This window comes from Novosphingobium sp. PhB165, from assembly GCF_004341845.1.
Lineage (GTDB): Bacteria > Pseudomonadota > Alphaproteobacteria > Sphingomonadales > Sphingomonadaceae > Novosphingobium.
The window spans coordinates 100,541-125,384 of the sequence record NZ_SLVB01000009.1; the positions used below are offsets into that span (position 1 = coordinate 100,541).

Annotated in this window: 16 protein-coding genes and 1 other annotated feature; of the genes, 9 read left to right on the forward strand and 7 right to left on the reverse strand. The window is 66.2% G+C overall.

All coding sequences use genetic code 11. The features are described from left to right. Nucleotides 1–37 precede the first annotated feature (37 nt). Nucleotides 38–3,043, reverse strand: a complete 3,006-nt coding sequence (locus EDF56_RS21515) for a TonB-dependent receptor (RefSeq protein ID WP_243652760.1) — start codon at nt 3,041–3,043, stop codon at nt 38–40. Nucleotides 3,044–3,474: 431 nt separating this feature from the next. Here EDF56_RS21515 and EDF56_RS21520 point away from each other — a divergent pair, with 431 nt between their 5' ends. From EDF56_RS21520 to EDF56_RS21530, 3 genes are read left to right on the forward strand one after another with little or no spacing between them, the layout of a single operon-like run. Continuing rightward, nucleotides 3,475–5,505 carry a rhamnogalacturonan lyase gene (locus tag EDF56_RS21520; protein WP_279389730.1) on the forward strand — a complete coding sequence of 677 codons (2,031 nt, stop codon included), beginning with the start codon at nt 3,475–3,477 and terminating at the stop codon, nt 5,503–5,505. 55 nt (nt 5,506–5,560) lie between these two features. Beyond that, nucleotides 5,561–8,344 (forward strand): Tat pathway signal sequence domain protein, encoded by a 2,784-nt coding sequence (locus EDF56_RS21525; RefSeq protein WP_132391422.1) that lies wholly within the window; start codon nt 5,561–5,563, stop codon nt 8,342–8,344. Beyond that, nucleotides 8,341–9,018 carry a DUF6250 domain-containing protein gene (locus tag EDF56_RS21530; RefSeq protein ID WP_132391424.1) on the forward strand — a complete coding sequence of 226 codons (678 nt, stop codon included), beginning with the start codon at nt 8,341–8,343 and terminating at the stop codon, nt 9,016–9,018. The genes EDF56_RS21525 and EDF56_RS21530 overlap by 4 nt, the downstream gene beginning before the upstream one ends. 152 nt (nt 9,019–9,170) lie before the next feature. On the opposite strand, the gene EDF56_RS21535 is transcribed toward EDF56_RS21530, so the two are convergent. Together EDF56_RS21535 and EDF56_RS21540 are read right to left on the reverse strand one after the other, a co-directional pair. Then, nucleotides 9,171–10,163 carry an alpha/beta hydrolase gene (locus EDF56_RS21535; protein WP_132391426.1) on the reverse strand — a complete coding sequence of 331 codons (993 nt, stop codon included), beginning with the start codon at nt 10,161–10,163 and terminating at the stop codon, nt 9,171–9,173. Nucleotides 10,164–10,552: 389 nt separating this feature from the next. Next, the gene (locus EDF56_RS21540) at nt 10,553–11,434 is read right to left on the reverse strand and encodes a LysR family transcriptional regulator (protein WP_243652761.1); all 882 of its coding nucleotides are present in this window, start codon (nt 11,432–11,434) and stop codon (nt 10,553–10,555) included. Between the two features lie 87 nt (nt 11,435–11,521). Here EDF56_RS21540 and EDF56_RS21545 point away from each other — a divergent pair, with 87 nt between their 5' ends. The 4 genes from EDF56_RS21545 to EDF56_RS21560 all read left to right on the forward strand — a co-directional run bounded on the left by EDF56_RS21545 (nt 11,522) and on the right by EDF56_RS21560 (nt 16,856). Next, nucleotides 11,522–12,982 carry an amidohydrolase family protein gene (locus tag EDF56_RS21545; protein WP_132391430.1) on the forward strand — a complete coding sequence of 487 codons (1,461 nt, stop codon included), beginning with the start codon at nt 11,522–11,524 and terminating at the stop codon, nt 12,980–12,982. Continuing rightward, nucleotides 12,979–14,139 (forward strand): amidohydrolase family protein, encoded by a 1,161-nt coding sequence (locus EDF56_RS21550; protein WP_132391432.1) that lies wholly within the window; start codon nt 12,979–12,981, stop codon nt 14,137–14,139. The genes EDF56_RS21545 and EDF56_RS21550 overlap by 4 nt, the downstream gene beginning before the upstream one ends. 138 nt (nt 14,140–14,277) lie before the next feature. After that, on the forward strand, nt 14,278–15,156 hold the full coding sequence (locus EDF56_RS21555) for a pirin family protein (protein ID WP_132391434.1): 879 nt from the start codon (nt 14,278–14,280) through the stop codon (nt 15,154–15,156). Nucleotides 15,157–15,250: 94 nt separating this feature from the next. Further along, nucleotides 15,251–15,306 (forward strand) — a sequence feature (sul1 is cis-regulatory element that is thought to sense ions involved in sulfur or methionine metabolism; They are found in Alphaproteobacteria). A gap of 68 nt (nt 15,307–15,374) precedes the next feature. Further along, a complete protein-coding gene (locus tag EDF56_RS21560; protein WP_132391436.1) occupies nt 15,375–16,856 on the forward strand; it encodes a SulP family inorganic anion transporter in 1,482 nt (493 codons plus the stop codon). 318 nt (nt 16,857–17,174) lie between these two features. Here the strand turns inward: EDF56_RS21560 and EDF56_RS21565 are convergent, their stop codons facing one another. From EDF56_RS21565 to EDF56_RS21575, 3 genes are read right to left on the reverse strand one after another with little or no spacing between them, the layout of a single operon-like run. Then, a complete protein-coding gene (locus EDF56_RS21565; protein WP_132391438.1) occupies nt 17,175–17,966 on the reverse strand; it encodes an alpha/beta hydrolase in 792 nt (263 codons plus the stop codon). A 15-nt stretch (nt 17,967–17,981) separates the two neighbouring features. After that, the gene (locus EDF56_RS21570) at nt 17,982–18,395 is read right to left on the reverse strand and encodes an organic hydroperoxide resistance protein (RefSeq protein ID WP_132391440.1); all 414 of its coding nucleotides are present in this window, start codon (nt 18,393–18,395) and stop codon (nt 17,982–17,984) included. Between the two features lie 37 nt (nt 18,396–18,432). Next, nucleotides 18,433–19,716: an epoxide hydrolase gene (locus EDF56_RS21575; RefSeq protein WP_132391442.1), complete on the reverse strand. Its 1,284-nt coding sequence runs from the start codon at nt 19,714–19,716 to the stop codon at nt 18,433–18,435. 229 nt (nt 19,717–19,945) lie between these two features. Here EDF56_RS21575 and EDF56_RS21580 point away from each other — a divergent pair, with 229 nt between their 5' ends. Both EDF56_RS21580 and EDF56_RS21585 read left to right on the forward strand, forming a co-directional pair. Continuing rightward, complete coding sequence (locus EDF56_RS21580; protein ID WP_132391444.1) at nt 19,946–21,037, forward strand: redoxin domain-containing protein; 1,092 nt, start codon at nt 19,946–19,948, stop codon at nt 21,035–21,037. A 129-nt stretch (nt 21,038–21,166) separates the two neighbouring features. Beyond that, nucleotides 21,167–23,974, forward strand: coding sequence for a winged helix-turn-helix domain-containing protein (locus EDF56_RS21585; RefSeq protein WP_243652762.1), 2,808 nt, complete (start codon nt 21,167–21,169; stop codon nt 23,972–23,974). On the opposite strand, the gene EDF56_RS21590 is transcribed toward EDF56_RS21585, so the two are convergent. Next, nucleotides 23,949–24,824, reverse strand: a complete 876-nt coding sequence (locus EDF56_RS21590) for an SDR family NAD(P)-dependent oxidoreductase (protein WP_132391446.1) — start codon at nt 24,822–24,824, stop codon at nt 23,949–23,951. The genes EDF56_RS21585 and EDF56_RS21590 overlap by 26 nt on opposite strands. Between the last annotated feature and the right edge of the window lie 20 nt (nt 24,825–24,844).

A 24,844-nucleotide genomic window follows, 5' to 3' on the forward strand; every position in this document is an offset into this window, starting at 1 on the left:
CCCTCACGTGGTTGTCGCCACGTGAGGGGCACTTTTTTCAGAGCTTCGCCTGAATGCCCACAAAGACGCGCTGGCCGGGGTAGTAAAGCTCCAGCGGCATGTCTTTGTTGATGTAGGTCTTCGAGTATTCCTTATTGATGTTCTGCATCTCGAAGAACACGTCGAGGTGATACTGCGGGAAGCGAAGGGTAATCTTGCCGTCCAGGTAACCTTCGGCCTTGCGGTAGATCGGGTTGTTGCCGTTGGTGGCATCGATCACCGTGTCCAGCCACTTGGAGCGATAGTTGTAGCTCAGGCGGGCGTTGAGCATGCCTTTGTCATAGAACACGCTGGCATTGTAGGTGTAGGTCGAAAGGCCCGGATATTCCTTCAGCGGACCGCCCGTCGCGACATTGGTGAGGTTGGTGCGGATGGCGCGGGCATAGGTGAAGTTGCCCGAGGCACCGAAACCGTCGAGCGGCTTGGGCAGGAACGTGAACACCGTCTGCGCGCTCGCCTCGATACCGTCGAGCAGCGCACCGCTGCCGTTCACGGGCTGGCGGACGGTGTAGGTAATGCCGTCGTGGAACAGGTCCACGCCGTCGCGCAGGACGTTGCCGATCACGAAGCTGGATTCGGACTTCTTGTAATAGCCAAGGCTCAGCATCGTGTCCGGGTTCGGATACCAGGCGAGGTTCACTTCCCACTGGTCCGCGCGGTAGGGCTTCAGGTCCGGATTGCCTGCGGTGCAGACATCGTCTGCGCCGGAGATCGTCTGGTCGTCCACGCAGTTGATGTTCGGCACCAGATCGGTCGGCTTGGGCCGCGCAAGGTTCTGGGCATAGTTGGCGCGCAGATAGAGGTTGGGCTGGATTTCGAGGTTGGCGTTGAACGCGGGCAGAACATCCGTGTAGCTGTTCGAGATCTCGGCCTCTTGCGCGGCGACGACCACCGTCTCGGTGCCGCCGGTCGCATTGATCCGGGTGACGCGGCTGATGTTGGTGCCAAGGCCCTTGTCCTCGGTATGCGTCCAGCGAACACCCGCGTTGCCGGTGAGGTTCATGCCGAAGATCTGGGTGTCGATATCGAGCATGGCATAGCCCGCCAGCACCGATTCCGTGATCTTGGCGCTGGGGATCTGCGGATAGCCGTCGGCAAAGCGCACAAGGTCATGATCGAAGCCCGACAGATCGTAGATCTGCGACAGCACGCTGGAATCGAAGTTGGGATAGGCCAGCCGGCTCGGAATGCCCGAAGGCGCGTTCTTGAGGCCGGTGTAGAGCGGCGCGCCGCCCGTCACCCCGCCCAGCGACGAGATCAGCGAGGCGTACTGCGCGGGCGTGATGTAATAAGTATTGCCGTTGCGTGCCTGCGTGGGGTTGTTCTGGATCGTGGTGGTGTACGAGACGTTCGCGGTCGACTGATAGGTCAAAGTCGCGGGATCGATCAGCATCGAGCCGCCGCCGAGATAGTTCAGGAACTTCTGACGACGAGCCTGCGCGCCGAACTCGAACTTGCTGACGATGGGGTGGTCGATCTCCCAGTCCGCATCGAACTTCAGCTGATCTTCGGTGTTGTTGTATTCGGCCGGGCGGTACTGGAGCCCGGGCCCGTAGATCGGCAGGACCTGCCCATTAGCATCGGTGCGGGTGGCGTCAGAATAGACCGACGGATTGGCCGGATCGAAGTTCGAAGGGAACTGGAAGACCGGAATGCCCTGCGCATTGTTGCGGTCGATCACGATGCCGGAAACGCTCGTGCCCAGCGAGATCAGGTTGGTTTCCGAATCCGTGTGCGCGGTGGCATGCGATCCCAGGAAATCGATGTGCAGCTTGCTGAGATCCCAGCGGAACCCGCCGGAGAAGTACTTCGAATTCTGGTCATAGCTGAAATCGCGGCGCTGCACGCCGACGATGTTGGCCGCACCGCCCCAGTTGGGCGCAGCCGCCGTGCCGAGGTTCACGGCATTGAGCGCGGTGGTCAGGCCGGTGACGACGTGGTTCTCATTTACCGTCGACGTGCCGAGCGCCACCTGTTGGCGCGATGTGCCGCCACCGGCACCGGCGGCAAGCTGCGGATCCAGGTTAAAGCGCTGGATCGTGCCGAGATCGACCGAGTAATTGACGTCCTGAAGCGTCTGGTTGCGCACGTTGATCTGCACATTGGAATAGGCGCGGAAGTTCGGCGCGATCTGATATTGCAGCGTGAGATCGCCGGAAATGCGCTTGTCTTCGCGCACGAGGTTGCGATAACGCGGCGTCTTCGGGGCCCAGTCGAAGAACTGGGTTTCGCAGGCGAGGCGGTTGGCGGTGGCCTTCGCCGCGCTTGCCCCGCCGACACCGGCGCAGCTCTCGTAAGTATTGTAGCCCGCATAGAGCGGATCGGCGACGGTCTTCTCGGTCGAATGATCGAAGTCGGCAATGCGCGCCCAGCCGGTATTGCTGATGTAGTCCTGCCGGGTAACCACATCGCTGTATGTGGCGTTCAGCAGCACGCCGAGACCGTCGATCAGGAACCGGGGCGTGCCCGCGAAGAACGAGACGCGCGGGCGCCAGTTCTCGGTGGTGTCGAGGTGCTGGCCGGACACGCTGAGCGACAGGATCGGCTTCATCAGCTCAAGCGGCTTGCGGGTTTCCACGCGCACGGTGCCGCCGATGCCACCTTCGGTAAGATCGACCGCGTAGCCCTTGTAGACGTCGATCGACTTGACCAGTTCGGCCGCCAGTTCGCGGAAGTCGCCCGAACGATCGCCGGTGGCGCTGACCTGGCTGACGCCGTTGATTTCCACGCGGTTGAGATCGGGCTCGACGCCGCGGATCGAGACTTTCACGCCTTCGCCGAAATCGCGGCTGAGCTGAACGCCGGTGATGCGGGCGAGTGAATCGCCAATGTTCTTGTCCGGGAAGCTGGCGATGTCGTCGGCAACGATGGAATCGACGATGGTGCGGGCCTGCCGCTTGCGGTTGATCGCCGACTGGAGTGAGGCGCGCGTGCCGACGACGACGATGTCGTTGGCGGTGGTGATCGCCTTTTCGGCGGTCTTTTCGTCGACCTTGGCGGTCACTTGATCGTCGGCTGATGGAGAGTCGCTCGACGACGGGTTTGACGGCCCATTTGTCTGAGCAATAGCCGGAGCGGAAACCGTCAGTGCAACGGCAAGGGCGAACCCGGAGGCTCCCTGCAACACCCGATGACCAAGGCGGTTTGCGTGAATAATGGACGTAACTTCAGCGTTCTGAGCCGGCATAGCCTCTCCCCTCTTTCCCCTGACGATCTCGCTTGTCCGGTTTTCCGGCGTCGGATCGAATCACTTTCTAGACGGACACTTATGGAACCGATATGTGGGATGCAATGCTATAATTTGGACCTTATCGGTTCCATATCAGGAGGATGATGCAAATGGCGGCCCAAATCCGTGCGCTGGCCCTGATGGCCGGGCTTGTTTCCCTGTTCCCGCTGACGGGCCCTGCCCTTGCCGCGACTCCGGCGGCGCGCATGGCTCCGGAACGGCTCGATCGCGGGGCCGTGGCGCTACCCGCCAAGGATGGCGGCGTGCTCGTGAATTGGCGGTTTTTGAACACCGATCCCAAGAATGCCCGCTTCCGCGTGCTGCGCGACGGCGCGCCGATCCACGTCACCAAGCCCGGCGAGGCGACGGCTTTCGTGGATGCACAGGGCACGACAAAAAGCGCTTACACGGTGGAGCGCATCGGCGACCGCGCGGGGCCGCAGCGGGCCATGATGTGGGACAAGGGCTATCTCTCGATCCCGCTCGTCCCGCCGGCGGACGGCGTGACGCCCTCCGGCGAGGCCTATTCCTACACGGCCAACGATGCCAGCGTGGGCGATCTCGACGGTGACGGCCGCTACGAAATCGTGCTCAAGTGGGATCCCACCAACAGCCATGACAACAGCCAGACCGGCTATACCGGCGACGTCTTCCTCGATGCCTATCGCCTTGACGGCACGCGGCTCTGGCGCATCGACCTTGGCCGCAACATCCGCGCCGGGGCGCATTACACGCAGTTCCTCGTCTTCGATTTCGATGGCGACGGACGCGCCGAAGTGGCGATGAAGACCGCCGACGGCACCGTGGACGGCACCGGCAAAGCGATCGGCGATGCCAATGCCGACTGGCGCAGCACGGGCGGCGAAGTGCCGCAGCAGGACCGCACCGGCGCGAAAGTGCTGGCGGACGGCACCAAGGTTGCGCCGATGCAGGGCCGCATCGTCAAGGGCCCCGAATATCTCACCGTGTTCGAGGGCCTGACCGGCAAGGCGCTTGCCACCGCGCCTTACGATCCGCCGCGCTATCCGGGCGGCAACCCGACGCCGGAACAACTCGCCGCGACATGGGGCGATGGCTACGCCAATCGCTCGGACCGCTTCCTTGCGGGCGTCGCCTATCTCGACGGCCACCAGCCGAGCATGGTCTTCGGGCGCGGTTACTATTCCCGCACCGCCATCGCCGCGTGGGACTGGCGTGGCGGCAAGCTGACCGAGCGCTGGCTGTTCGACAGCGCCGCGCCGGGTAATGAGGATTACGCCGGTCGCGGCAACCACCAGCTTTCCATCGCCGATGTCGATGGCGACGGCCGCGACGAGGTGATCTACGGATCGATGGCCGTGGATGACACCGGCAAGGGCCTCTGGACCCGCCCGCTGTTCCACGGCGACACCATGCATGTCGGCGATCTCGATCCCGCCCGTCCGGGCCTCGAAAAGTTCGGCGTCTTCGAGGAAATCCGGCACAATGGCGGCCTCGGCTCGGCCCTGCTCGATGCCCGGACCGGCGAAGTGCTGTGGAGCAAACCCGCCGAGGAAGACGCCGGACGCGGCCTCGCCGCCGATATCGATCCGCGCCACTATGGCGACGAGTTCTGGGGCGCCAATTCGGATCGACTTTTCGACACCAAGGGCCAACCGATCGGCCCGCACCCGCGCCAGACGAACTTTGCAATCTGGTGGGACGGCGATCTGCTGCGCGAACTGCTGGACGGCACGACGATCTCCAAGTGGGACTGGGAGCACGGAACCACCACGCCGCTGCTCGCGCCCGACGGTCTCGCCTCGAACAACGGCACCAAGGCGACGCCCGCGCTTCAGGCCGATCTCATCGGCGACTGGCGTGAGGAAGTGATCTGGCGCCGGGCCGACAACCGCGAACTGCGCATCTACACCACGCCTTTCGCCACCCCGCATCGCTTCGTCACGCTGATGCAGGATCCGGTCTACCGGGCGGGCGTGGCCTGGCAGAACACCGCCTACAACCAGCCGCCGCATACCGGCTTCTACCTTGGCGCGGGGCCGAACGAGAGCGCTGAAGAGCGCGCCCACGCCAGCGAGCGAACGAAAGGGCACCAACTCCCAACCTTCGTCATTGCGAGCGTAGCGAAGCAATCCAGGGCAGCCCGGCGCCGCTCTGGATTGCCGCGTCGGCTTCGCCTCCTCGCAATGACGAAGGAGATAGGGCCATCTCGGGCGCAATTTACGTCGCAGCGCCAGTTGACGACTCAACCCACATAATGAAATATGATCCCACATAAGGCACTTACGAGGTGCCACACCCAAGGGAGAGAGCATGACCAAGCCGGGCTGGAGCCGTCGCGAGATATTGGCCCAAACGCTGGCGACATCCGCCGTTGCGGGATCCATGGCGCTGATGTCCGGGCGCGCGAACGCCGCGACGACACCGGGCGGCGCGCAGGAGCCGCTCGGCTCGGGAATCGCACCGGGCGACGACGTGGTCTGGCTCGACGGCGCGCCGCCGTCCGGCGCCGATAGCCAGAACTGGGGCCAAAGCTGGGGCCAGCCCTGGCCACGCGGCACGCGGCTCGACAAGCGCGGCTATGTTCTCGAAAGCGCGGGCGGCGCGCGCGAAGCGCTTCAGACATGGCCGATGGCATGGTGGCCGGACGGTTCGATCAAGTGGACCGGCCACGCTCTGCCCGCCGGCGGCGGTCAGGCGAGCGGCCTGCGCGTTGTCCCCGGCTCCGCAAAACCGGCACAGACCCTGTTCCTGCGCGAGGCGGGCGATACGATCACCGTCACGGTCGGCCAGACGGTCTGGACCGTCGGCCGTTCCGGCGAGGCGCTGATCCGCTCGGCGCGCGTCGGCTCCAACGACGTGCTGCAATCGGTGCGCCTTATCGCCAGCGCGCAGGACCGACCGGACGATGAGGACGGCGCCCCGGCCCTCGCCCGCTGGACCGGCACGATCGAGAGCGCCACGGTCGAACAGAGCGGCCCGATCCGCGCGGTCGTGAAACTCGATGGCCGCCATCGCGGCAGCGAGGGCGACTGGATGCCCTTCTCCGTGCGCCTCTATTTCCACGCCGGGGCGGACAGCGTGCGCATCGTCCATTCGATGGTGTTCGACGGCGATCCGGCCAAGCGCTTCATCCGCGGGCTCGGCCTGGAAGGCGCGGTGCCGATGCGCGACAAGCTCCATGACCGCCACGTACGCTTCGCAGGCGAGAACGGCGGCCTCTGGGCCGAAGCAGTGCGCCCGCTCACCGGCCTGCGCCGCGATCCCGGCAAGGCCTTCCGCAGCGCGCAAGTGGCCGGGCAGGCAACGCCCCCGCTCGACCAGATGAGCCCGGCGCTGCGGCAAAACCTCGATTACGTGCCCGCATTCGGGGATTTCCGCCTGCGCCAGCCCAATGCGGACGGGTTCTCGATCATCAAGCGCACGCGGCCCGGCTTCGGGTGGATCGATGTCGATACGGCAGGCCGCTGCCCCGGCCTCGGCTATATCGGCGGGCCTTCGGGCGGCGTGGCTTTCGGTATGCACGACTTCTGGCAGCGCTGCCCGGTCGGCCTCGACGTGGCCGACGCCGCCGGTGACACCGCGCGTTTCACCGTCTGGTACCATGCCCCCGATGCCCCGGCGATGGACTTGCGCTTCTACCACGACGTCATGGGCATGGACGACTACGAGAAGCAGAACGCGGGCCTCGATGCGACTTACGAGGACTACGAGCCGGGCTGGGGCGATCCCTCCGGCGTGGCCCGCACCACCGAGTTCCGCCTCTGGGCCCTGCCCGCCACGCCCTCGCGCGAACGACTGGCCGGGATGGGGCAGAACCTTGCCGCGCCGCCGCGCCTGGTCGCCAATGTCGCGCGCGTTCATTCGGCCGGGATGTTCGGCCCGTGGAGCCCCATCGCCAAGGGCGGACCGCTGCGCGAAAAAGTGGAAACGCGGGCCAAGCGCGAACTCGATTTCTACATCGGGCAAGTGGACCAGCGCCGCTGGTACGGCTTCTGGAACTACGGCGACGTCATGCACAGCTATGACAACGACCGGCACGTCTGGCGCTACGACATCGGCGGCTTCGCGTGGGACAACAGCGAACTCTCGACCGACCTCTGGCTCTGGTACGGCTTCCTGCGCACCGGCCGCGCCGATGTGTTCCGTCTGGCCGAGGCAATGACGCGCCATACCGGCGAAGTCGATGTCTATCACTCCGGCCGCTTCAAGGGCCTCGGCACCCGCCACGGCGTGCAGCACTGGGGGGACAGTTCGAAGCAGCCGCGCATTTCCAACGCCGCATTCCGCCGCTTCTACTATTATCTCACCACCGACGAACGCTGCGGAGACCTGATGCACGCGCTGGTCGATAGCGACCATGCGCTGAAGACGGTCGATATCGGCCGCAAGGTCCTCCACCGCGCCGAGCCCCTCGCCGGAACCGGCGCGGTAGTGCCGGAGCAGCCGCTGGCAGAAGGTCAGGTCTTCATGCAGTTCGGCACGGTCTGGGGCTCTCTGCTGGGCGCATGGCTGACCGAGTGGGAACGCACGCGCGACACCCGCTGGCGCGACCGCATCGTCGCGGGCATGCGCTCAATCGCGGCCATGCCCAAGGGCTGGCTGGCGGGCGGCGGCGCCCTCGACCTTGCCAGCGGCCGCTTTGTCAGCGGCGGGAACGAGGTGAACATGAGCCACCTCAACGGCGTGTTCGGCGTGTTCGAAATCACTGCCGAACTGCTCGAACTGGTGGACGAGCCCGCCTATCGCAAGGTCTGGCTCGAATACTGCGAACTTTACAACGCGCCCGAAGCCGAGTTCCGCGCCCGCACCGGCTCCCCCGGCAAGGGCCGCGCGCTGACGCAGGCGCATTCGCGCTTTACCGCTTATGCCGGGGTGCAGCTCGGCAAGCCGGAACTGGTCAAACGCGCGTGGGGCGAATTCTTCGGCGCGGGCGACCGCGAAGGCCGAGACCAGTCGCGCGGCGCGCACCGGGTGGACGGCGCCGCCGTGCTCAAGCCGGTGGACGAGATCGCCGAAGTCTCCACCAACGACGCCGCGCAGTGGGGCATCGCCGCCACCGTGAACCTCACGCTGATCGGGGATGTGCTGGAATGAGAGCCCTCGCTGCCGCCGTGATGCTGGCGCTGCTCCCGGCGGCAGCGAGTGCACAGGCTGACGACTTCCGCCACGGCCTCTCACACTGGCGCGTCGAGGCCGAGGCAGCCTCGCGCGTCAGCGTAGAGGGCGGCGTGATGGACATCGATGCGCCGCAAGGGATCTCGGTCTGGTGGACTGGCGAACTCAGCGGGCCTGTCGCCATCGAATACGAAGTCATGGCGGTCTCCGAAGGCGGGAAGAACGATGCGGTAAGCGACGTCAACGCCTTCTGGATGGCCACCGATCCTGCCGCTCCGGACGGATCACCGCTGACGAACCCGCGCAGCGGGGCGTTTGGGCGTTATGACACGCTGAAGACCTACTACGTGGGCATCGGCGGCAACCGCAACACCACCACGCGGATGCGCCGCTATGTGGGTGAGGCGGGGAACCGGCCGCTGCTGCCCGAGCATGACCGGTCGGACCCTGCCGCGCTGCTGGTGGCAAACCGATGGGTGCCGATGCGCCTTGCCGCCGATGGCGCGACGGTGACCGTGGACTACGACGGCAAGCGGCTCTTCACGATGACGGACGCCGATCTCTACCGCCGGGGCTGGTTCGCCTTGCGCACGACGAAGAGCCATCTGCGCATTCGCAATTTCCGGATCGTGCCGCTTGGGGCCAAGCGCTGAGGCCGCGTATAGCCCCGCACCGCCTGCCCCCTTCCTCTCCGTCGTCCCCGCGCAGGCGGGGACCCCGCTTTCCTTGGCGGGCGTGGCGAAATGGAAGCGGTGCCCCCGCCCGCGCGGGGGCGACGCGGTGTTTTGCCGGTTCGTTCCTGCTCTCACGCCCCGTCGGAGGGAATTTTCCACCCATGCCGAGCCCCGAACCGCGCGAAACGCGTGAGCCACACCCCGGCGCGGCCGTCCGGTTCGAACAGCGGCGCGCCGTGACCGCCCTTTTCGATCACGAAGAGTTCGGAAGGTATCTTCGCCGCCCGGCAGCCTTCGAACATGGCGAGGCTGTTGCCGCAATCGACCACGGTATCGTCCGCCGCATGGCCCAGCAGGATCGGCGGCGTCGTCGCGGGAACGTCGAGATTGACCGAATACCGCCGCGAGAGTTCCTCGCTCGGGTTCGCGCCGAGAAGCTCGCTGCGCGACTGCGCATGGGCAAGCGGCGGCACCATGCTGACGACCGGGAAGAACATGCCCGCAACGATCGGCCGCGCGTCCAGCGCATCGGCGGCATCGACCGGCTCGTAGACTTTCACCCCCGCCCGCGTGGCAAGGCTGCCGCACAAGTGCCCGCCTGCAGAGAAGCCGATAGCCGCCACGTTGGCCGGGTCCACGCCCCACTTCGCGGCATTGGCGCGGATCACGCGCATGGCGCGCTGGGCGTCCTGCAAGGGCGTGTCCGGTCCGCCGGTCCAGCCGTCATGCGGCAGGCGATAGAGCAGTTCGAACGCCGTCACCCCCTGACTGGCGAACCAGCGCGAAGTCGCGGAAGGCTTCGTACCCATGGCGACGCGCGCATAGCCGCCGCCCGGCATCGTCAGCACCGCCGCGCCGGTGGGCCTCGCCGCCGGGCAGACGGTCAGCATCGGCACCGCGACATGGGGCCACGCGAAATCGTCGGGGTTGCTCTTGTTGGAGCGCAGCACGCGCTCCTCGGTCACGCCGCCCTTGGGCAGCCCCGGCGGCGAGCCCGGCCAGATCGGGAAACGCTCGCCCGTCACGACGCTTTCGCCGCTTGCAGCCAGCGCCCGGCCGGACAGCAGCGGGGCCGCGGCCAAGGCAGTAAGCGAACCCAGAAACTGGCGGCGGTCACTCGACATATTGCACAAAGCCTTGGAACGATAAAGAAGATGGCTGACTATATGACTAAATAGCCTTCATCAACTTGAATTTTCGTGAAACATTCAGTCGAATTATCTCGGATAATTCGATCGATTATCTGTTTTTAATTCGTTCAATTCGCACCATGGTCCATATCAATCGCAACATTATGCGAAGTAATTGATATTTTCCATTTTCAAGAACGCCTAAATGACCGGATATATTCGTACAACACAGCGCAGAGACGCCGCTATACTCTCTACGACACGACGCATGCGAAGCTTTCATGCCGCAGGAAGCAACATCCCGGACCAATCGCCGGATCGTTGCAGGTCGCCCGTAGCGTGGGCGCGTCCGTAATCGCGGCCGGGAGGATTCAGTCTAAATCTCAGGCGCTGCCGGAGGTCCTCGTCGGCGCCAGAGACATCCGCTGTTCCAGGACGGCCTTTGTCATGTCCACCAGTTCGGCAATCGGCTCTGCATTCTCGCGCGCGTAGAGCGAGACGACCATCGGGGCCGCTTCGCCCAACCCTGTCAATCGGCGCAAGGCCCTGCCCTCCACCACCGAGCGGGGCAGCAGCGACAGGCCCATGCCCGCCTCCGTCGCGGCCAGAACGCTCTGCAGGCTGCTGCCGGTAAAAGCGACATACCACCGCCGCCCAGCCGTTTCGAGCGCGCGGAACATCGGCTCGCGGTAAAGGCCGCCGGGGGGAAAGGTGACCAGCGGCACCGGATCACGCGCCTCTACCGCGTGATCGCGGGCGGCGAACCAGCCGAGCGGCTCGGGATAACTGGCGCGGCAATCGGGCGCGGGCCGGTCTTCCTTGACGACGACAAGATCGAATTCGCCCTGCCGGTACCGCGCCGCGAGATCGCGGCTGAGGCCGGTAACGACATCCAGGCGGATGCGGCTGTTGGCCGCCGCGAAACCGGCAAGCCGCTGCGCCATGGCCGGCGTTGCCAGATCTTCGGGCAAGCCGATGGAAACCCCCGCCGTGCCAGCCGGATCGCGCAGGAGGTTACGCGCTTCCTCATCAAGTTGAAGGATGCGCCGCGCGTGGCCAAGCAGCCGCTCCCCCATGGCGGTGGGGCGCACCGGGCGCGCCGCCCTGTCGATCAGCGGATGACCTGCCGCTTCCTCCAGCCGGCCCAATTGCTGGCTGATCGTGGACTGCGTCATCCCCAATTGCTCCGCCGCGCGGGTGAAATGGCCGCTATCGACGATGGCCACGAAACTGCGCAGGAGTCTGGGATCGAGCATGTCAATCATGCATATATAGAATGATATGCATTCTGACATCTAATTTGTGAATGCATCTGCGATCTCCTACGAAGGCGACAAAGGAGACAGGTGCCCATGAAGTTTCTTGCCCCGTTGATCGCTGGCCTCATGGCCTCCGCATCGCCCGCTCTGGCGGCAAGCGAGGGCGACCTGATGATCCGCCACGTCACCGTGATCGACGTGGAGCATGCGCGCGAGGTGAAGGATCAGGCCGTGGTGCTGCGCGGGGCGGACATCGTCGCGGTGGGCGGCGATGGCGAAGTTGCCCGCCAGTGGCACGCGCAGGATGTAGTGGAGGGCAAGGGCCGCTTCCTGATCCCCGGGCTATGGGACATGCATGTCCACTTCGGCGGCGGGCCGGACCTGATCGAAGAGAACAAGGCCCTCCTTCCGCTCTATGTCGCGCATGGCATCACCACGATCCGCGACTGTTCGGGCGACCTTCCCGATCAGGTGCTCGCCTGGCGCGGAGAGATCGCCAATGGCACGCTGTTCGGCCCGCGTCTGCTGACGTCCGGTGCCAAGATCGAAGGCATCAAGCCGGTGTGGAAGGGCACCATCGAAGTGGGCAGCAAGGCCGATGTCGATGCCGCGCTCGCCCGCCTGCAGGACCGCGACAAGGTGGACTTCGTGAAGATCACCGACAGCACGCTGGATCCGCAGCTGTTCCTCTATGCCGTATCGCAGGCCAAGGCGCGCGGGCTGCGCACCTCCGGCCACATCCCGATGGCGCTGACCGTCGGGCAGGCGGTGGACGCGGGGATCAGCTCGATCGAGCATATCGACTATGCCTACAAGGCCGGCGTCAAGGACGAGGCGGCAATCGCGGCGGACTTCGCGGCTGGCCGCATCGACCGCGCGGAAGCGAACCGGCGGCTCGACGCCGGGTTCGACCCCGCCACCGCCATGGCCTCCTACCGCAACTTTGCGCAGAAAGGCGTCTTCGTCACGCCGACGCTCAACGGCGGCCGCGTCCTCGCCTGGCTGGACGCGGACGACCATGCCCACGATCCTTACCTCGCCTATATCGGCCCGAAACTGCGCAAGACCTATGACTGGCGCATCGAGCGCGCGGCCAAGGCGGACGCGGCAGCCATCGAGGCCCGCCACGCCCATTTCGAGCATGAGGCGGCCGTGCTGCCGATGCTGGAAAAGGCCGGTGTGACGGTGATCGCGGGCACCGACGCGGGCTTCCTCAATTCCTTCAACTATCCCGGCATCGGCCTGCACGACGAACTATCGCTGTTCGTGAAGGAAGGGCTCACGCCCGCGCAGGCATTGTCCGCCGCCACCCGCGCCGGCCCGGCATGGTTCGGCCTGCTCGACCGCTACGGCGCGGTGAAGAGCGGCATGGCGGCCGATCTGGTGTTGCTGGACCGCGATCCGCTGAAGGACATTTCCGCGACGCGCGCGATCCGGGCAGTGGTGATGCGCGGCAAGCTGCACGACCGCGCGGCGCTCGATACGATGCTGGCCGAAACCCGCAGCAAGGTGGCGGCGTGGAACGCTGCCGAAAGCAACGGAGCGGCGCAATGATCGACCGCCTCTTCACCAATGCCGTGCTGCCGGACGGACGCTCGGTCGACCTTTCGATACGGGATGGGCGCTTCGCTGCCATTGGCCCCGACCTTTCCGCCGACGCGGCAACGGAAACGGTCGATCTGGGCGGCAAGCTGGTGCTGCCCGGCTTCGTCGACGGCCATATCCATCTCGACAAGAGCTTCGTTGGTGAGCCCTGGCAACCCCACCGCCCGGCCGCGAGCCTGCGGGAACGGCTTGCCGCCGAGAAAGCGCTGCTGGCGAAAGTACGCCCCACCGCCCAGCGCGCCGATGCGCTGATCGCCCAAGTCGCCGCCTTCGGCACGGTTGCCATGCGCAGCCACGTCGATGTCGATGCCACCACCGGCCTCTCCCACCTTCACGCGGTGATGGAAGCGCGGGAGAAATGGCGCGACCGGATGGACATCGAACTGGTCGCCTTCCCGCAGGCCGGCATCCTGACCTGCCCTGGCACGGCCGACATTCTGGAGGCAGCCATCGCCGACGGCGCCGAAGTGGTGGGCGGCATCGATCCCGAGGGCATGGACGGCGATTCCGACGGGCATCTTGACGTGGTCTTCGGCCTTGCCGACCGGCGCGGCGCGAAGATCGACATCCACCTCCACGAAGGCGGCGCGGGCGGCATCGCGCAGCTCCATCGCATCGCCGCGCGCACGAAGGCGCTGGGCCTTGGCGAGCGCGTGGCGGTCAGCCATGCCTATGCGCTGGGCGATGTGGACGGGGCCGTGCTGGACGGCATTGCCCGCGCGCTGGCCGATGCGGGCGTGGCGATCATGACCAATGCGCCCGGCGACCGTGCCTTCCCGCCCATTCTTCGCCTGCGCGAACATGGGGTCAGGGTCTTTGCCGGCAACGACAATATTCGCGATGCCTGGTGGCCCTACGGCAATGGCGACATGCTCCAGCGGGCCATGCTGATCGGCTACCGTTCGGGCTTCTACCGCGACGAGGAACTGGCCGGCGCGCTGGCCATGGCGACGGAAGAAGCGGCACGCGCACTCGGGCTGGAGCCGCCCCGGCTGGAGGTCGGTATGGCGGCCAGCTTCGTCGCCCTGGAGGCCGATACGCCGGCGGCCGCCGTCGCGGCCCCGCCCGCCGATCGCGTGGTCGTCCATCGCGGCCGGGTGTTCTGATCGGACACCCCCTTCCAGAAGGCATTGGCCGTTCCGGAAGACATTGGCACTCTTGCTATCCAGGCTCTCAAGGCCGAGATGGAGCCTCGTGATGCAACGAGGGCGCTTCGCAGTGCCCGCATTCGATAGAGAACTCGCATGACCAGCCGCTCCGTTGCCGGGATCCATCCCGCCCATCGCGACGATATCGCCGACCTCATCACCCGGCGCCCCGTGCCCGGGCCCGGCATCGATCAGGTCGACCCCTTTCTGTTTCTCAATCACCACGGCCCGCAGGTCTATCAGCCCGGAAACAACGGCCTGCCTTTCGGCCCTCATCCGCATCGCGGGTTCGAGACGGTGACGTTCATCCTGGAAGGCAATCTCGCCCACTACGATACGGGCGGGCACGAGAGCATTATCGAAGCGGGCGGCGTGCAGTGGATGACGGCTGGATCCGGCCTGATCCACGCGGAAGTGTCGCCACCCAGCTTCAAGGAAGCGGGCGGAGCCATGGAAATCCTCCAGCTCTGGGTCAATCTGCCGTCAAACTTGAAGATGACGGCGCCGCGCTACACCGGCGTTCAGGCCGATGGCATTCCCGCGATCCCGATCGCAGACGGTCAAGGCACGCTGAACCTGATTGCGGGCGCGTTCGGCGATGTCACCGGTCCCATCCCGTCGTTGACGGGGGTGTTCATGTCCACCGTCCGCCTGTCTGCCGGAGCAAGCCTTGACCTGCCGGCGCCCAAAGGGCGCAATGTCTTTCTCTACGTCGTGTCTGGAAGCGTTTCGGTCAGCGGCAAGGCGGTGAACGCCTGGCACCTCGTAACCATGGACGACGACGGCGATCTGGTTTCGTTCGAAGCGCGCAGCGACGCGGTACTGCTGTTTGGCCACGCAGACCCGATCGGCGAACCGGTGGTGGCGCACGGCCCCTTCGTGATGAATACGCGCGAGGAAATCGGCGAGGCCATTCGCGACTATCAGGCCGGCAAGTTCAACGGCACGGGTCCCTTGCTCGGCGTTGGCCAGTAAGCGAGCAGCGCCCCGCATCTTCGACCTGCACGTGGGGCTTTAGGGCGATGACTGTTGCGCCCCCTACACGATATCGCTAACGGCCTTGCATTCGCTCGGACCCGGTGAAATTCCGGGTGGCTATTCCGGCCGCCGATCCGCCGGACAACGCACTTCGCCAGCATTGACCCTTCCTGGCGTTGCCAGTTGCTTGCGATTACTGCGGAATATCCCGGTTCATGAATTTCCGATCTTTCGCTCGTTATCGTGCCGAGTGGTTCGGCGGCGGCGTCGCTGCTGCACGCCGCGATGTCCTGGCGGGCCTGGTGGCCACATTTGCGCTCATCCCTGAGGTCATCGCGTTTTCGTTCGTTGCCGGCGTGGACCCGCAGGTCGGCCTGTTCGCCTCCTTCGTCATCGGCATCGTGATCGCCTTTGCCGGGGGGCGGCCAGCGATGATCTCCGGCGCGGCGGGTTCGGTCGCGCTCGTGGTCGGCGCGCTCGTGAAGGCGCACGGGCTGCAATACCTGCTGGCGGCGACGATCCTGGGCGGACTTCTCCAGATTGCGTTCGGACTGGCGAAACTGGATGTGCTGCTGCGCTTCGTCTCGCGTTCGGTGCGCACCGGTTTCGTCAATGCCCTGGCGATCCTGATCTTCTCCGCGCAAGTGCCGCAGATGCTGGGCGTGACCTGGCATACTTATGGGATGATCGCGGGCGGCCTGGTCATCATCTATCTTGTGCCCCGGATCTTCAAGGCGATCCCGTCACCCCTCATCTGCATTGTCGTCCTGACGGCGATCGCGATGGCCTTCCCGATGCCGATCCACACCGTTTCGGATCTGGGCACGCTGCCCGCTTCGCTGCCCGTCTTTGCCCTGCCGGACGTGCCTTTGAATCTTGAGACCTTGCGGGTCATCGCGCCCTATTCACTGGCGATCGCAGCGGTTGGACTGCTGGAATCGATGATGACGGCCAGTGTCGTCGACGACCTGACCGAGACCACCAGCTCGAAGGCGCGCGAATGCACGGGACTTGGGCTGGCGAACATGGCGGCGGGTGTGTTCGGCGGCATCGCCGGTTGCGGCATGATCGGACAGACGGTCGGCAATGTCCGTTATGGCGGGCGCGGCCGCCTGTCCACGCTGGCAGCGGGCGTTTTCCTGCTTGTGGTCCTTGTGCCCTTGCGGCCTTGGGTTGCCCAGGTCCCGGTCGCGGCGCTCGTGGCGATCATGATCATGGTGTCCGTCAGCACGTTTTCGTGGACATCGTTGGGCGATCTGGCCCGCCATCCCAAAGTCTCCGGCGCCGTCATGCTTGCCACGGTCGCGGTTACGGTGGCGACCCACGACCTCTCGGCAGGCGTGATCGTCGGTGTGCTGATGAGCGGCGTCTTCTTCGCGTTCAAGGTGACCCGGATGATGGATGTGGCGATCACCTATGATCCGGATACGGACACGAGGACTTACGCGGTTTCCGGCCAGATTTTCTTCGCAAGCGCCGATATCTTCGCCGATCGCTTCGACTTGCGCGATACGGCCCGAAGCGTGCGCATCGACCTGACCGCCGCCCATTTGTGGGACGTGACGGCGGTGGGGGCGCTGGAAGTCCTGGTGGACAAACTGCGCCGACACGGCATTGCGGTCGATCTGATCGGGTTGAACGAGGCAAGCGCCATATTGGTGGACCGTCACGCGCCGCTCGTCCGTCGTGCAGGGTGAATGATCGGCTGCAAAATGCCGATCTGAGGATGTGAAGGGCAGCCCTTAAGCCAGCCAATGCGGGGGAGCGGACATCGCCCCCCACCCCGCTCATCCTGAGCTTGTCGAAGGATGTTGGATCCGCGCCACGCCTCGGGGGCTTCGACAAGCTCAGCCTGAGCGGATTTAAAGGGCCGGAATTGCGGGTTAGCTGTTGTCCGATTTCATGCTTTTCGGCGTGAGCGCCTGCGAGAACCCCCGGCCGGCCTTGTGAGGCCGACCGGGGGCAGCCCGCGCACCGCGGGGGGAACGGTGGGGCTGTCGATGCGCAGTCTTGGCTTATGGGGCCTTGGCCGCGCGCTCGATCAACTGCGCGACTTGGGCCGGGTGTGAGACCATGACGACATGCGAGGCGCCCTTGACCACCACCGTCTCGCGCGCGCCAGCCCGCTGCGCCATGAACTGCATCGCCGCCGGAGGAATGTTGCGGTCGGCATCGCCATAGACGAACCACGATGGCACGTGCTTCCATGCCGGAGCGGTCGAGGCTTCCGAAAGCGCGGCATCGGCAATCGGGCGCTGGCCTGCGGCCATGAGCCGCGCCTGCGCTTCCGGCACATCGGCGGCGAACTGGGCGGGGAAGCGGGCCTGCTGGATGTAGAGGTCGTTTCCGCCGCCGGCCAGCGGCACCGGTGGTGCCAGCGTCGGGCCCAGCGTGCTGCCGGGGAACTTGCCGGTCAGCCCCAGCGCGGTCTCGCCCGCTTCGGGTGCGAAGGCGGCGACATAGACCAGCGCCTTGACGTTGGCCGCGCCTTCGGCCGCCTCGCTGATGACCGATCCGCCATAGGAATGGCCGACCAGCACGACCGGGCCGGCGATGCCCTTCACCACGTCCGCCACGATATCGGCGTCCGCGCGGACCCCGCGCAAGTTGTCCGGCGCGGCGACGACGGTGTAGCCGTCATGCTGGAGCGCGGCGATCACGCCGTTCCAGCTCGACGAATCCGCGAAAGCGCCGTGGACGAGAACCACGGTAGGCTTTGCCGCCGAAGCTGCGGGCTCTGCCTGAGCAGCGGGTGCAAGGAGGCCAGCGGCGAGCATCAGCCCGCCAGCGATAAGCGATTTCTTCATGGGCTGTTCTCCAGTTCAGATAAGCGCGACGACAGTGTCGATGTTGCCCTTCACCGCCTTCGAATAGGGGCAAGTGCGATGGGCGGCCTCGATGATCTGGCGGGCGAGATCTGGGTCCAGACCGGGCACGCTGACGTCTAGCCTTGCGGCCAGCGCATAGCCGTCGCCCCCGTGGCGCAGTTCCACTTGCGCATCGATCGCGAGCGTTTCGGGAAGGTCCACGCCTCTCGACTTCGCGGCGATCGCCATTGCGCCTTCGAAGCAGGCGGACCAGCCGGCGGCGAACAGTTGCTCCGGGTTGGTACCCGCGCCGGAGGTGCCGGGGGTGGTCAGCTTCACGTCAAGGTGGCCGTCGGAACTGCGGGCAGTGCCTTCGCGGCCTCCGGTCACGTGGACATGGGCGGTGTAGAGGGTCTTGCTGTCGGACATGGGTTTTCTCCTGTGGGGGACGGATTCGGTGTGAAGGTCAGCGGAGCGGGCGGAACGCGGCGCGCACTTCCTGTGCGAAGAGCGCGGGCTGTTCCCAGGCGGCGAAGTGGCCGCCATCGCGTACTTCATTGAAGTAATAGAGGTTCGTGTAGCAACGCTCGGCCCAAGTCTTGGGCGCGCGGAAGATCTCGCCGGGGAAGACGCTGACGGCCACCGGCAGGTCGATCACCCCACGCGCGTTGAAGTTGTTGCTGTGGTCTTCCCAGTAGATCCGCGCGGCGGAAGCGCCGGTGGCGGTGAACCAGTAGAGCGACATGTCGTCGAGGATCGCGTCGCGGCCCAGCACGCGTTCGGGCTGGCCGTCGCTGTAAGTCCACTGCGCGATCTTCTCGTACATCCACGCGGCCATGCCGACCGGCGAGTCCACCAGCGAATAGCCGATCGTCTGGGGCCGCGTGTTCATCATCGCGGCATAGGCGGCGTTGTCCCGGTAGAAGGCTTCCAGCTGGTCGAAGGCGGCGCGTTCCTTGACGGAAAGGCTGGCAGGCGCGGGATCTCCGGCGGCGAGGATATGGGCCACATCGGCGGGCACGACGGCGGGCATGTTGAGGTGGATGCCCAGCAGCCCCGGTACTTTCTGCAAGGCCATGCGCTGCGAGATCACCGAGCCGCAGTCACCACCCTGGCTGACATAGCGGTCATAGCCAAGGCGCAGCATCAGCGCGGACCATGCCCGCCCGATCCGGTCCGAACCCCAGCCCGGCACCGTCGGCTTCGCGGAGAAACCGAAGCCCGGGATCGAGGGGATGACAACGTGAAAGGCATCCTCCGCCCGCCCGCCATGCGCGGTGGGATCGGTGAGCGGGGCGATCACGTTCAGGAATTCCAGCACCGAGCCGGGCCAGCCGTGCGTCAGGATCAGCGGCATGGCATTTTCGTGGCGGGAGCGGACGTGGATGAAGTGGATGTCCAGCCCGTCGATCTCGGTCATGAACATCGGCAGGGCATTGAGCCGGGCTTCGACCTTGCGCCAGTCGTAGGCGCCCGCCCAGTACTGCATCAGCGGCTGCAAGGTCTGTCGGCGCACGCCCTGGCTGTCATCGCTGACGGGCTGCGGATCGGCCCAGCGGGTCTCGGCGATCCGGCGCTTCATGCCGGCGATCTCGGTTGCGGGAATGGCGATGCGGAACGGGCGGACGCTGTCTTGCGTAACCGCCGCGCGGGCCAGACCGGGCATGGCCGTCATCATTCCGGCCAGCGCCGCGCCCTCTCCGATCCGAGCGACGAAATCGCGCCGCGATGTCGAATATCCTGCAAGCATTTGTCTATCCTTCCGCCGATCATCCGATCTGTTGGCTGGATGATAGAGCGGACGCGCTTCGGGCGCCCGTTAGGTGCCGCAATGTCGTGTTAGCGTCTGCCTGGGAGCACTTCAGGCGCCGCGCGCTGTCACCGGCTAACGCGGCCCATCAGCATCTGGCGTGAAGCGCGCCGGACGGCGCCCTAGATCTCTTTCCCGATCAACAGGCGCTCACCCGGAGATATCCGTCATGACCACGAACCGCTCGATAGGCTTCATCGCCGCTGCCCTGATGGCGGCGGGCACCACCACCGCGACGTGCTGGCGCGAGGCGCTGGCGCGCTCTCCGGCGGACGGCGATGCCATTGCTTCCGCGCCCAGCGATGCGACACCGCGCCCGCTGCAAGTGCTGGCCGATGCGCGCCCATGGCTTGGCGGGGCCGCACCGTCGCTGCGCGGCAAAGTGGTGGTGGTCAATTTCTGGACCTATTCGTGCATCAACTCGCTGCGCGCCCTGCCCTACCTGCGCGGCTGGAACGAGCGCTATGGGGACAAGGGCCTGACCGTCATCGGCGTTCACGCGCCCGAGTTCGATTTCGAACACGATCCCGGCAAAGTGCGCGCGGCCACGCAGGCGCTCGGCGTCGGCTACCCCAACGTTCAGGACAACGACTATGCTGTCTGGCGCGCGTTTGGAAACGAGGGCTGGCCGGGGTTCTACATCATCGACGCCCATGGCCGCGTGCGCGGATATACCGTGGGTGAGGGCAATTATGCCGAGGCGGAGCGACTGATCCGCAAACTCCTTGCCGAAGCCGGGAATGATGTGTCCGGCCTGCCCGAAGCCCCGATCGGCGCGGCAGGCGTGGAAGCGCAGGCGGACTGGCCCAACCTGCAATCGCCCGAGGCCTATCTCGGCTATGCCAAGGCGCAGGCCTTCGCCTCCCCCGGCGGACTGCTTCGCGGCGGTTCGGGCACTTACACTCCCGCCTCATCGCTGCCGCTGAACCGCTGGGACCTGGCCGGAAGCTGGACCGTCGCGCGCGAGTTCGCCCGGCTCGACAAGTCCGGCGGCGCGATCCGCTTTCATTTCCATGCGCGCGATGCCCACGCCGTGCTCGGCGCGCCGGCCGATGGCCAGCCGGTCCGCTTCCGGGTGACGATCGACGGCAAGGCTCCCGGCGCCGATCACGGAACCGACACCGACCCCGCCGGATGGGGGGAGCTGCGGCAGGACCGGCTCTATCAACTGGTCCGCCAGCATGGGCCCGTTTCCGACCGCACCGTGCGCATCGAGTTCTCGCGCCCCGGCGTGCGCGCCTACTCGTTCACGTTCGGATGATCTGATCTCGCCCCTAACTCTACTAAAGCCTCTCCCACGACCGGCAACCATCGTATAGGTAGCCGGACATGCCGCACCGCGGCATGATTAAAGTGCGGCATTTTAGTGAGATAGGGGCAAGACGGCATCGTGGCGCAAGGTGAAAGTCAGAACCCGGACAGACAGGATCTGGGCGAGCGAATGGCCTTCGGGCGCTTCTGCCTCCATCCGGCCAAGCGCCTGCTGACGCGCGACGGACAGCCGGTGGAGATCGGCGGGCGTTCGTTCGACATTCTCGTCGCTCTGGCCGAGCAGCCGGGCCGCGTTCTGTCCAAGCGCGAACTGCTGAAACGGGTCTGGCCCGACGTCGTCGTCGAGGATGGCAGCCTGCGCTTCCACATGGCGGGGCTGCGCAAGCTGCTGGGCGAAGGCGCGGATGGCGACGGCAGCCGTTATATCGCTACCCAGGTCGGCGTGGGTTACGCCTTCGTCGCTCCCGTGGAGCGGCTGGAAGTGGAGCGGTCGGAGCATGCCGTCGCGGTTGCCCAGCCGGTTCCGGCTCCGGCGGGGTTTGCTACCAACATTCCCCCGCCGCTGCCGCATCTGATCGGCCGCGAGCGTGACCTCGATCTGCTGCTGGCCCGCGTGGTCGATACCCCGCTGTTCACGATTGCGGGCCCGGCGGGCGTCGGCAAGACCTCGCTGATGATCGAGATCGGCCACCGCCTGACCGCGCATTTTGCCGGGCAAGCGGCTTTCGTGGACTTCGGCATGCTGGAGAACCCGGCGCTCGTGCCGCCGATGATCGCGGGCGCCATGGGCATTTCGGTACAGAGCGGCGATCCCGCCGCCGTCATCCTGGGCCACTTACGCGGCGGCCCGTTCCTGCTTCTGCTCGACAATTGCGAGCATGTGATCGAGCAGGCGGCCGAGATCGTCGAGCGCATCATCGAAGCCGCGCCGCAAGCCCGCATCGTCACCACGTCCCGTGAGCCGCTGCGCGCACTGGGTGAGCATGTCCACCGCCTCGATGCGCTGGACTATCCGCAGGAGGTGAAAGGGCTGACGCGCGAGGAACTGCTGGCCTATCCGGCGGTGGAGCTGTTCTGCGAACGTGCCCGCGCCGCCGACAGCACGCTGGAAATCGACGATGCGGACGCCCGCCTGATCGCGGACATGTGCCAAAGGCTGGACGGCATGGCGCTGCCCATGGAACTGGCCGCCGTGCGTGTCGCCACGCATGGGATCGCGGCGACCGCGCGCCAGATCGGCGAGCGTTTCAGCCTTGCCTGGTCCGGTCGCCGCACCGCGCAGCCGCGCCAGCAGACCCTGCGCGCGACGCTGGACTGGAGCTACGACCTGCTTACCCCGGCCGAGCGCACGGTGCTGGACCGGCTGGGCGTCTTCGTCGGGCCGTTCTCCGTCGATGCGGCGCTCGACGTGGTGACCGATGCGGCCTTGGGATCTGACGAGGCGGCGATGGCGCTGGACGACCTCTCCGCCAAGTCGCTCATCGCCGCCAACCGGGCGCGAGGATCGGGCACCTACCGCCTGCTCGAAATGACGCGTGCCTATGCCCGCGAAAAGCTGGCCGCGCGGGGGGCCGAGGAACACCGCGCCACGACCCGCCGCCATGCGATGTTCTTCCTTTCCGAACTGGAAGCCATCGCCGCGCAGGACAAGGCCGCGTTTCAGGATACCCGCTCGCTGCGCCCGCAACTGGGCAATATCCGCAGCGCGCTCGACTGGAGCTTCGGGCCGGAGGGCGATATCCGCCTTGCCGTGCGCCTGGCGACGGCGAGCATGCGGGTGTTCCTCAATCTTTCGCATCTGGTCGAATGCCGGACCTGGGCCGCCCGCGCGATTGCCGCGCTGGAACCCGATCAGCGCGGCACGGCGATGGAACTGGAATTACAGGGCGCGCTCGGCATCGCCTTGATGTTCACGCGCGGCAACACCCCCGAGGCGGGCGAGGCGCTGGCCCGCGCGCTGGAGGTTGCCACTCTGGTGGAGGACCGCTGGAGCCGCCTGTGCATGCTGGGGCGGCTGCACATCTTCCATGAGCGGATCGGGGAATATGCCGTGGCCATGGCCCATGCCGAACAGGCGATCGCGGTGGCGGAAGAGATCGGCGAGCCGGAAGCACTGGCCGTCGCCTGTTCGCTCTCGGGCATTTCCCATCATCTGGCCGGCGACCAGACCCGCGCGCGCCGCGATCTGGAACGGGCGCTGGAGAACAGCCCGCAATCGCAGCGCAATCTTACGATTGCCTACGGTTTCGACCATCGCAACCGCTCCGGCATAGCACTGGCCCGCGTGCTGTGGCTGGCGGGCGAGTCCGACGCCGCGCAGCATCTGGCCGAGCAGACCGTGGCCGAAGCGGCAGCGCTCGATCACCCGGTCACGCATTGCATCGCCCTGATCTGGTCGCTGTCGGTCCACTTGTGGATGGGCGACGTGGCGCGCGCCGAGCAGGCACTCCGCACTTTCCGCGATTGCGCTCAGGTCGATGCCCTTGGCCCCTATATCGCGGCGGCGCAGGGTTTCGGGGGTGAATTGGCTATCGAGCACGGACGCTATGCCGAAGCCGTCGAAGCCCTGGAAGAGAGCCTCTCGCAATTGCGCGGCGCGCGCTACGAACTGCTGGCCACCCCGTTCTCGATCGCGCTGGCGCGCGGGCTTGCCGCGGAGGGCAGGCTGGCCGACGCCCGCCGGGCGGTGGAAACCACGATTGCGCGATGCACCGCCAGCGGCGAACGGATCGCCTTGCCCGAACTCTTACGGATCAAGGCGGCCATCGCCGGTGCCGGTGGTGCCACGGAGGATGCGCTCGCCGCGCTGGAACAGGCAGGGGCAGTCGCCCGGCAGCAGGGCGCGCGCGCCTGGGAAATGCGCGTGGCTGCCGACCGGGCGGGTCTGCTTGCCCACTCGGTCAGCCCGGGGGCAACAGAGCGGTAAGCGCCTCGCCCTCCGGCCCGTCGAACACGGTGGCGCGGCTGACGTCGATCCACCGGGCATGGGCTTCGCCGCGCTCGGCTTCGGCGGCGTCGAACGAGGCCAGTGCATCCGTGCCCAGCACCAGATGGGCAGGCACGTCGTCGCGGCGGGAGAGGCCCAGAATGACCTGCGCGATGCGTGCCGGGTCGCCCACTTCGTTGCCCGCATAGGCCCTGATCCGCTCCAGCGTAACGCCGACCGTATCTGCATAGTCCGGCAGCACGGCGCTTGAGGCGGCATTGCCCGCGATATCGGCCCAATCCGTGCGCATGCCGCCCGGTTCCAGCGACACGATGCGGATGCCCAGATGGGCGACTTCGCTGCGCAGGACTTCAGTGAAGCCGCCGACCGCCCATTTCGCCGCCTGATAGGCAGAGAGTCCCGGCGTGCCGACCCGCCCGCCCACGGACGAGACATTGAGGATGTGGCCCGAACCGCGCTCCCGCATGAACGGCAGCACCGCGCGCGTCATGTTGACGACGCCGAACAGGTTGGTTTCCACTTCGGCGCGGAAATCGGCGGAGGATTTCTGCTCGAACGCTTCGAAATGGCCGTAGCCCGCATTGTTCACCAGCACGTCGATCCGCCCGAAGGCGGCAATCGCGGCGGTGGCAGCATCGCCCGCTCGCGCCTCGTCGGTCACATCCAGCGCGAAAGGTTCGATGCGGTCGCCGTAAAGCGCCTTGAGGTCGGCAAGCTGCGCCACGTTGCGGGCAGTCGCGAGCACGTTGTCGCCGCTTTCCAGCACGGCGGTCAGGATCGCGCGGCCAAGGCCGCGCGCACTTCCGGTGATGATCCAGGTTTTCTGCATGTCTTTTGCTTTCTGTCGGG

Bases quoted from the DNA above. Each gene is read 5' to 3' on its own strand.
- EDF56_RS21520 (WP_279389730.1), top strand. From the start codon at position 3,475: ATGGCTCCGGAACGGCTCGATCGCGGGGCCGTGGCGCTACCCGCCAAG.
- EDF56_RS21525 (WP_132391422.1), top strand. From the start codon at position 5,561: ATGACCAAGCCGGGCTGGAGCCGTCGCGAGATATTGGCCCAAACGCTG.
- EDF56_RS21530 (WP_132391424.1), top strand. From the start codon at position 8,341: ATGAGAGCCCTCGCTGCCGCCGTGATGCTGGCGCTGCTCCCGGCGGCA.
- EDF56_RS21535 (WP_132391426.1), bottom strand. From the start codon at position 10,163: ATGTCGAGTGACCGCCGCCAGTTTCTGGGTTCGCTTACTGCCTTGGCC.
- EDF56_RS21540 (WP_243652761.1), bottom strand. From the start codon at position 11,434: ATGATTGACATGCTCGATCCCAGACTCCTGCGCAGTTTCGTGGCCATC.
- EDF56_RS21545 (WP_132391430.1), top strand. From the start codon at position 11,522: ATGAAGTTTCTTGCCCCGTTGATCGCTGGCCTCATGGCCTCCGCATCG.
- EDF56_RS21550 (WP_132391432.1), top strand. From the start codon at position 12,979: ATGATCGACCGCCTCTTCACCAATGCCGTGCTGCCGGACGGACGCTCG.
- EDF56_RS21555 (WP_132391434.1), top strand. From the start codon at position 14,278: ATGACCAGCCGCTCCGTTGCCGGGATCCATCCCGCCCATCGCGACGAT.
- EDF56_RS21560 (WP_132391436.1), top strand. From the start codon at position 15,375: ATGAATTTCCGATCTTTCGCTCGTTATCGTGCCGAGTGGTTCGGCGGC.
- EDF56_RS21565 (WP_132391438.1), bottom strand. From the start codon at position 17,966: ATGAAGAAATCGCTTATCGCTGGCGGGCTGATGCTCGCCGCTGGCCTC.
- EDF56_RS21570 (WP_132391440.1), bottom strand. From the start codon at position 18,395: ATGTCCGACAGCAAGACCCTCTACACCGCCCATGTCCACGTGACCGGA.
- EDF56_RS21575 (WP_132391442.1), bottom strand. From the start codon at position 19,716: ATGCTTGCAGGATATTCGACATCGCGGCGCGATTTCGTCGCTCGGATC.
- EDF56_RS21580 (WP_132391444.1), top strand. From the start codon at position 19,946: ATGACCACGAACCGCTCGATAGGCTTCATCGCCGCTGCCCTGATGGCG.
- EDF56_RS21590 (WP_132391446.1), bottom strand. From the start codon at position 24,824: ATGCAGAAAACCTGGATCATCACCGGAAGTGCGCGCGGCCTTGGCCGC.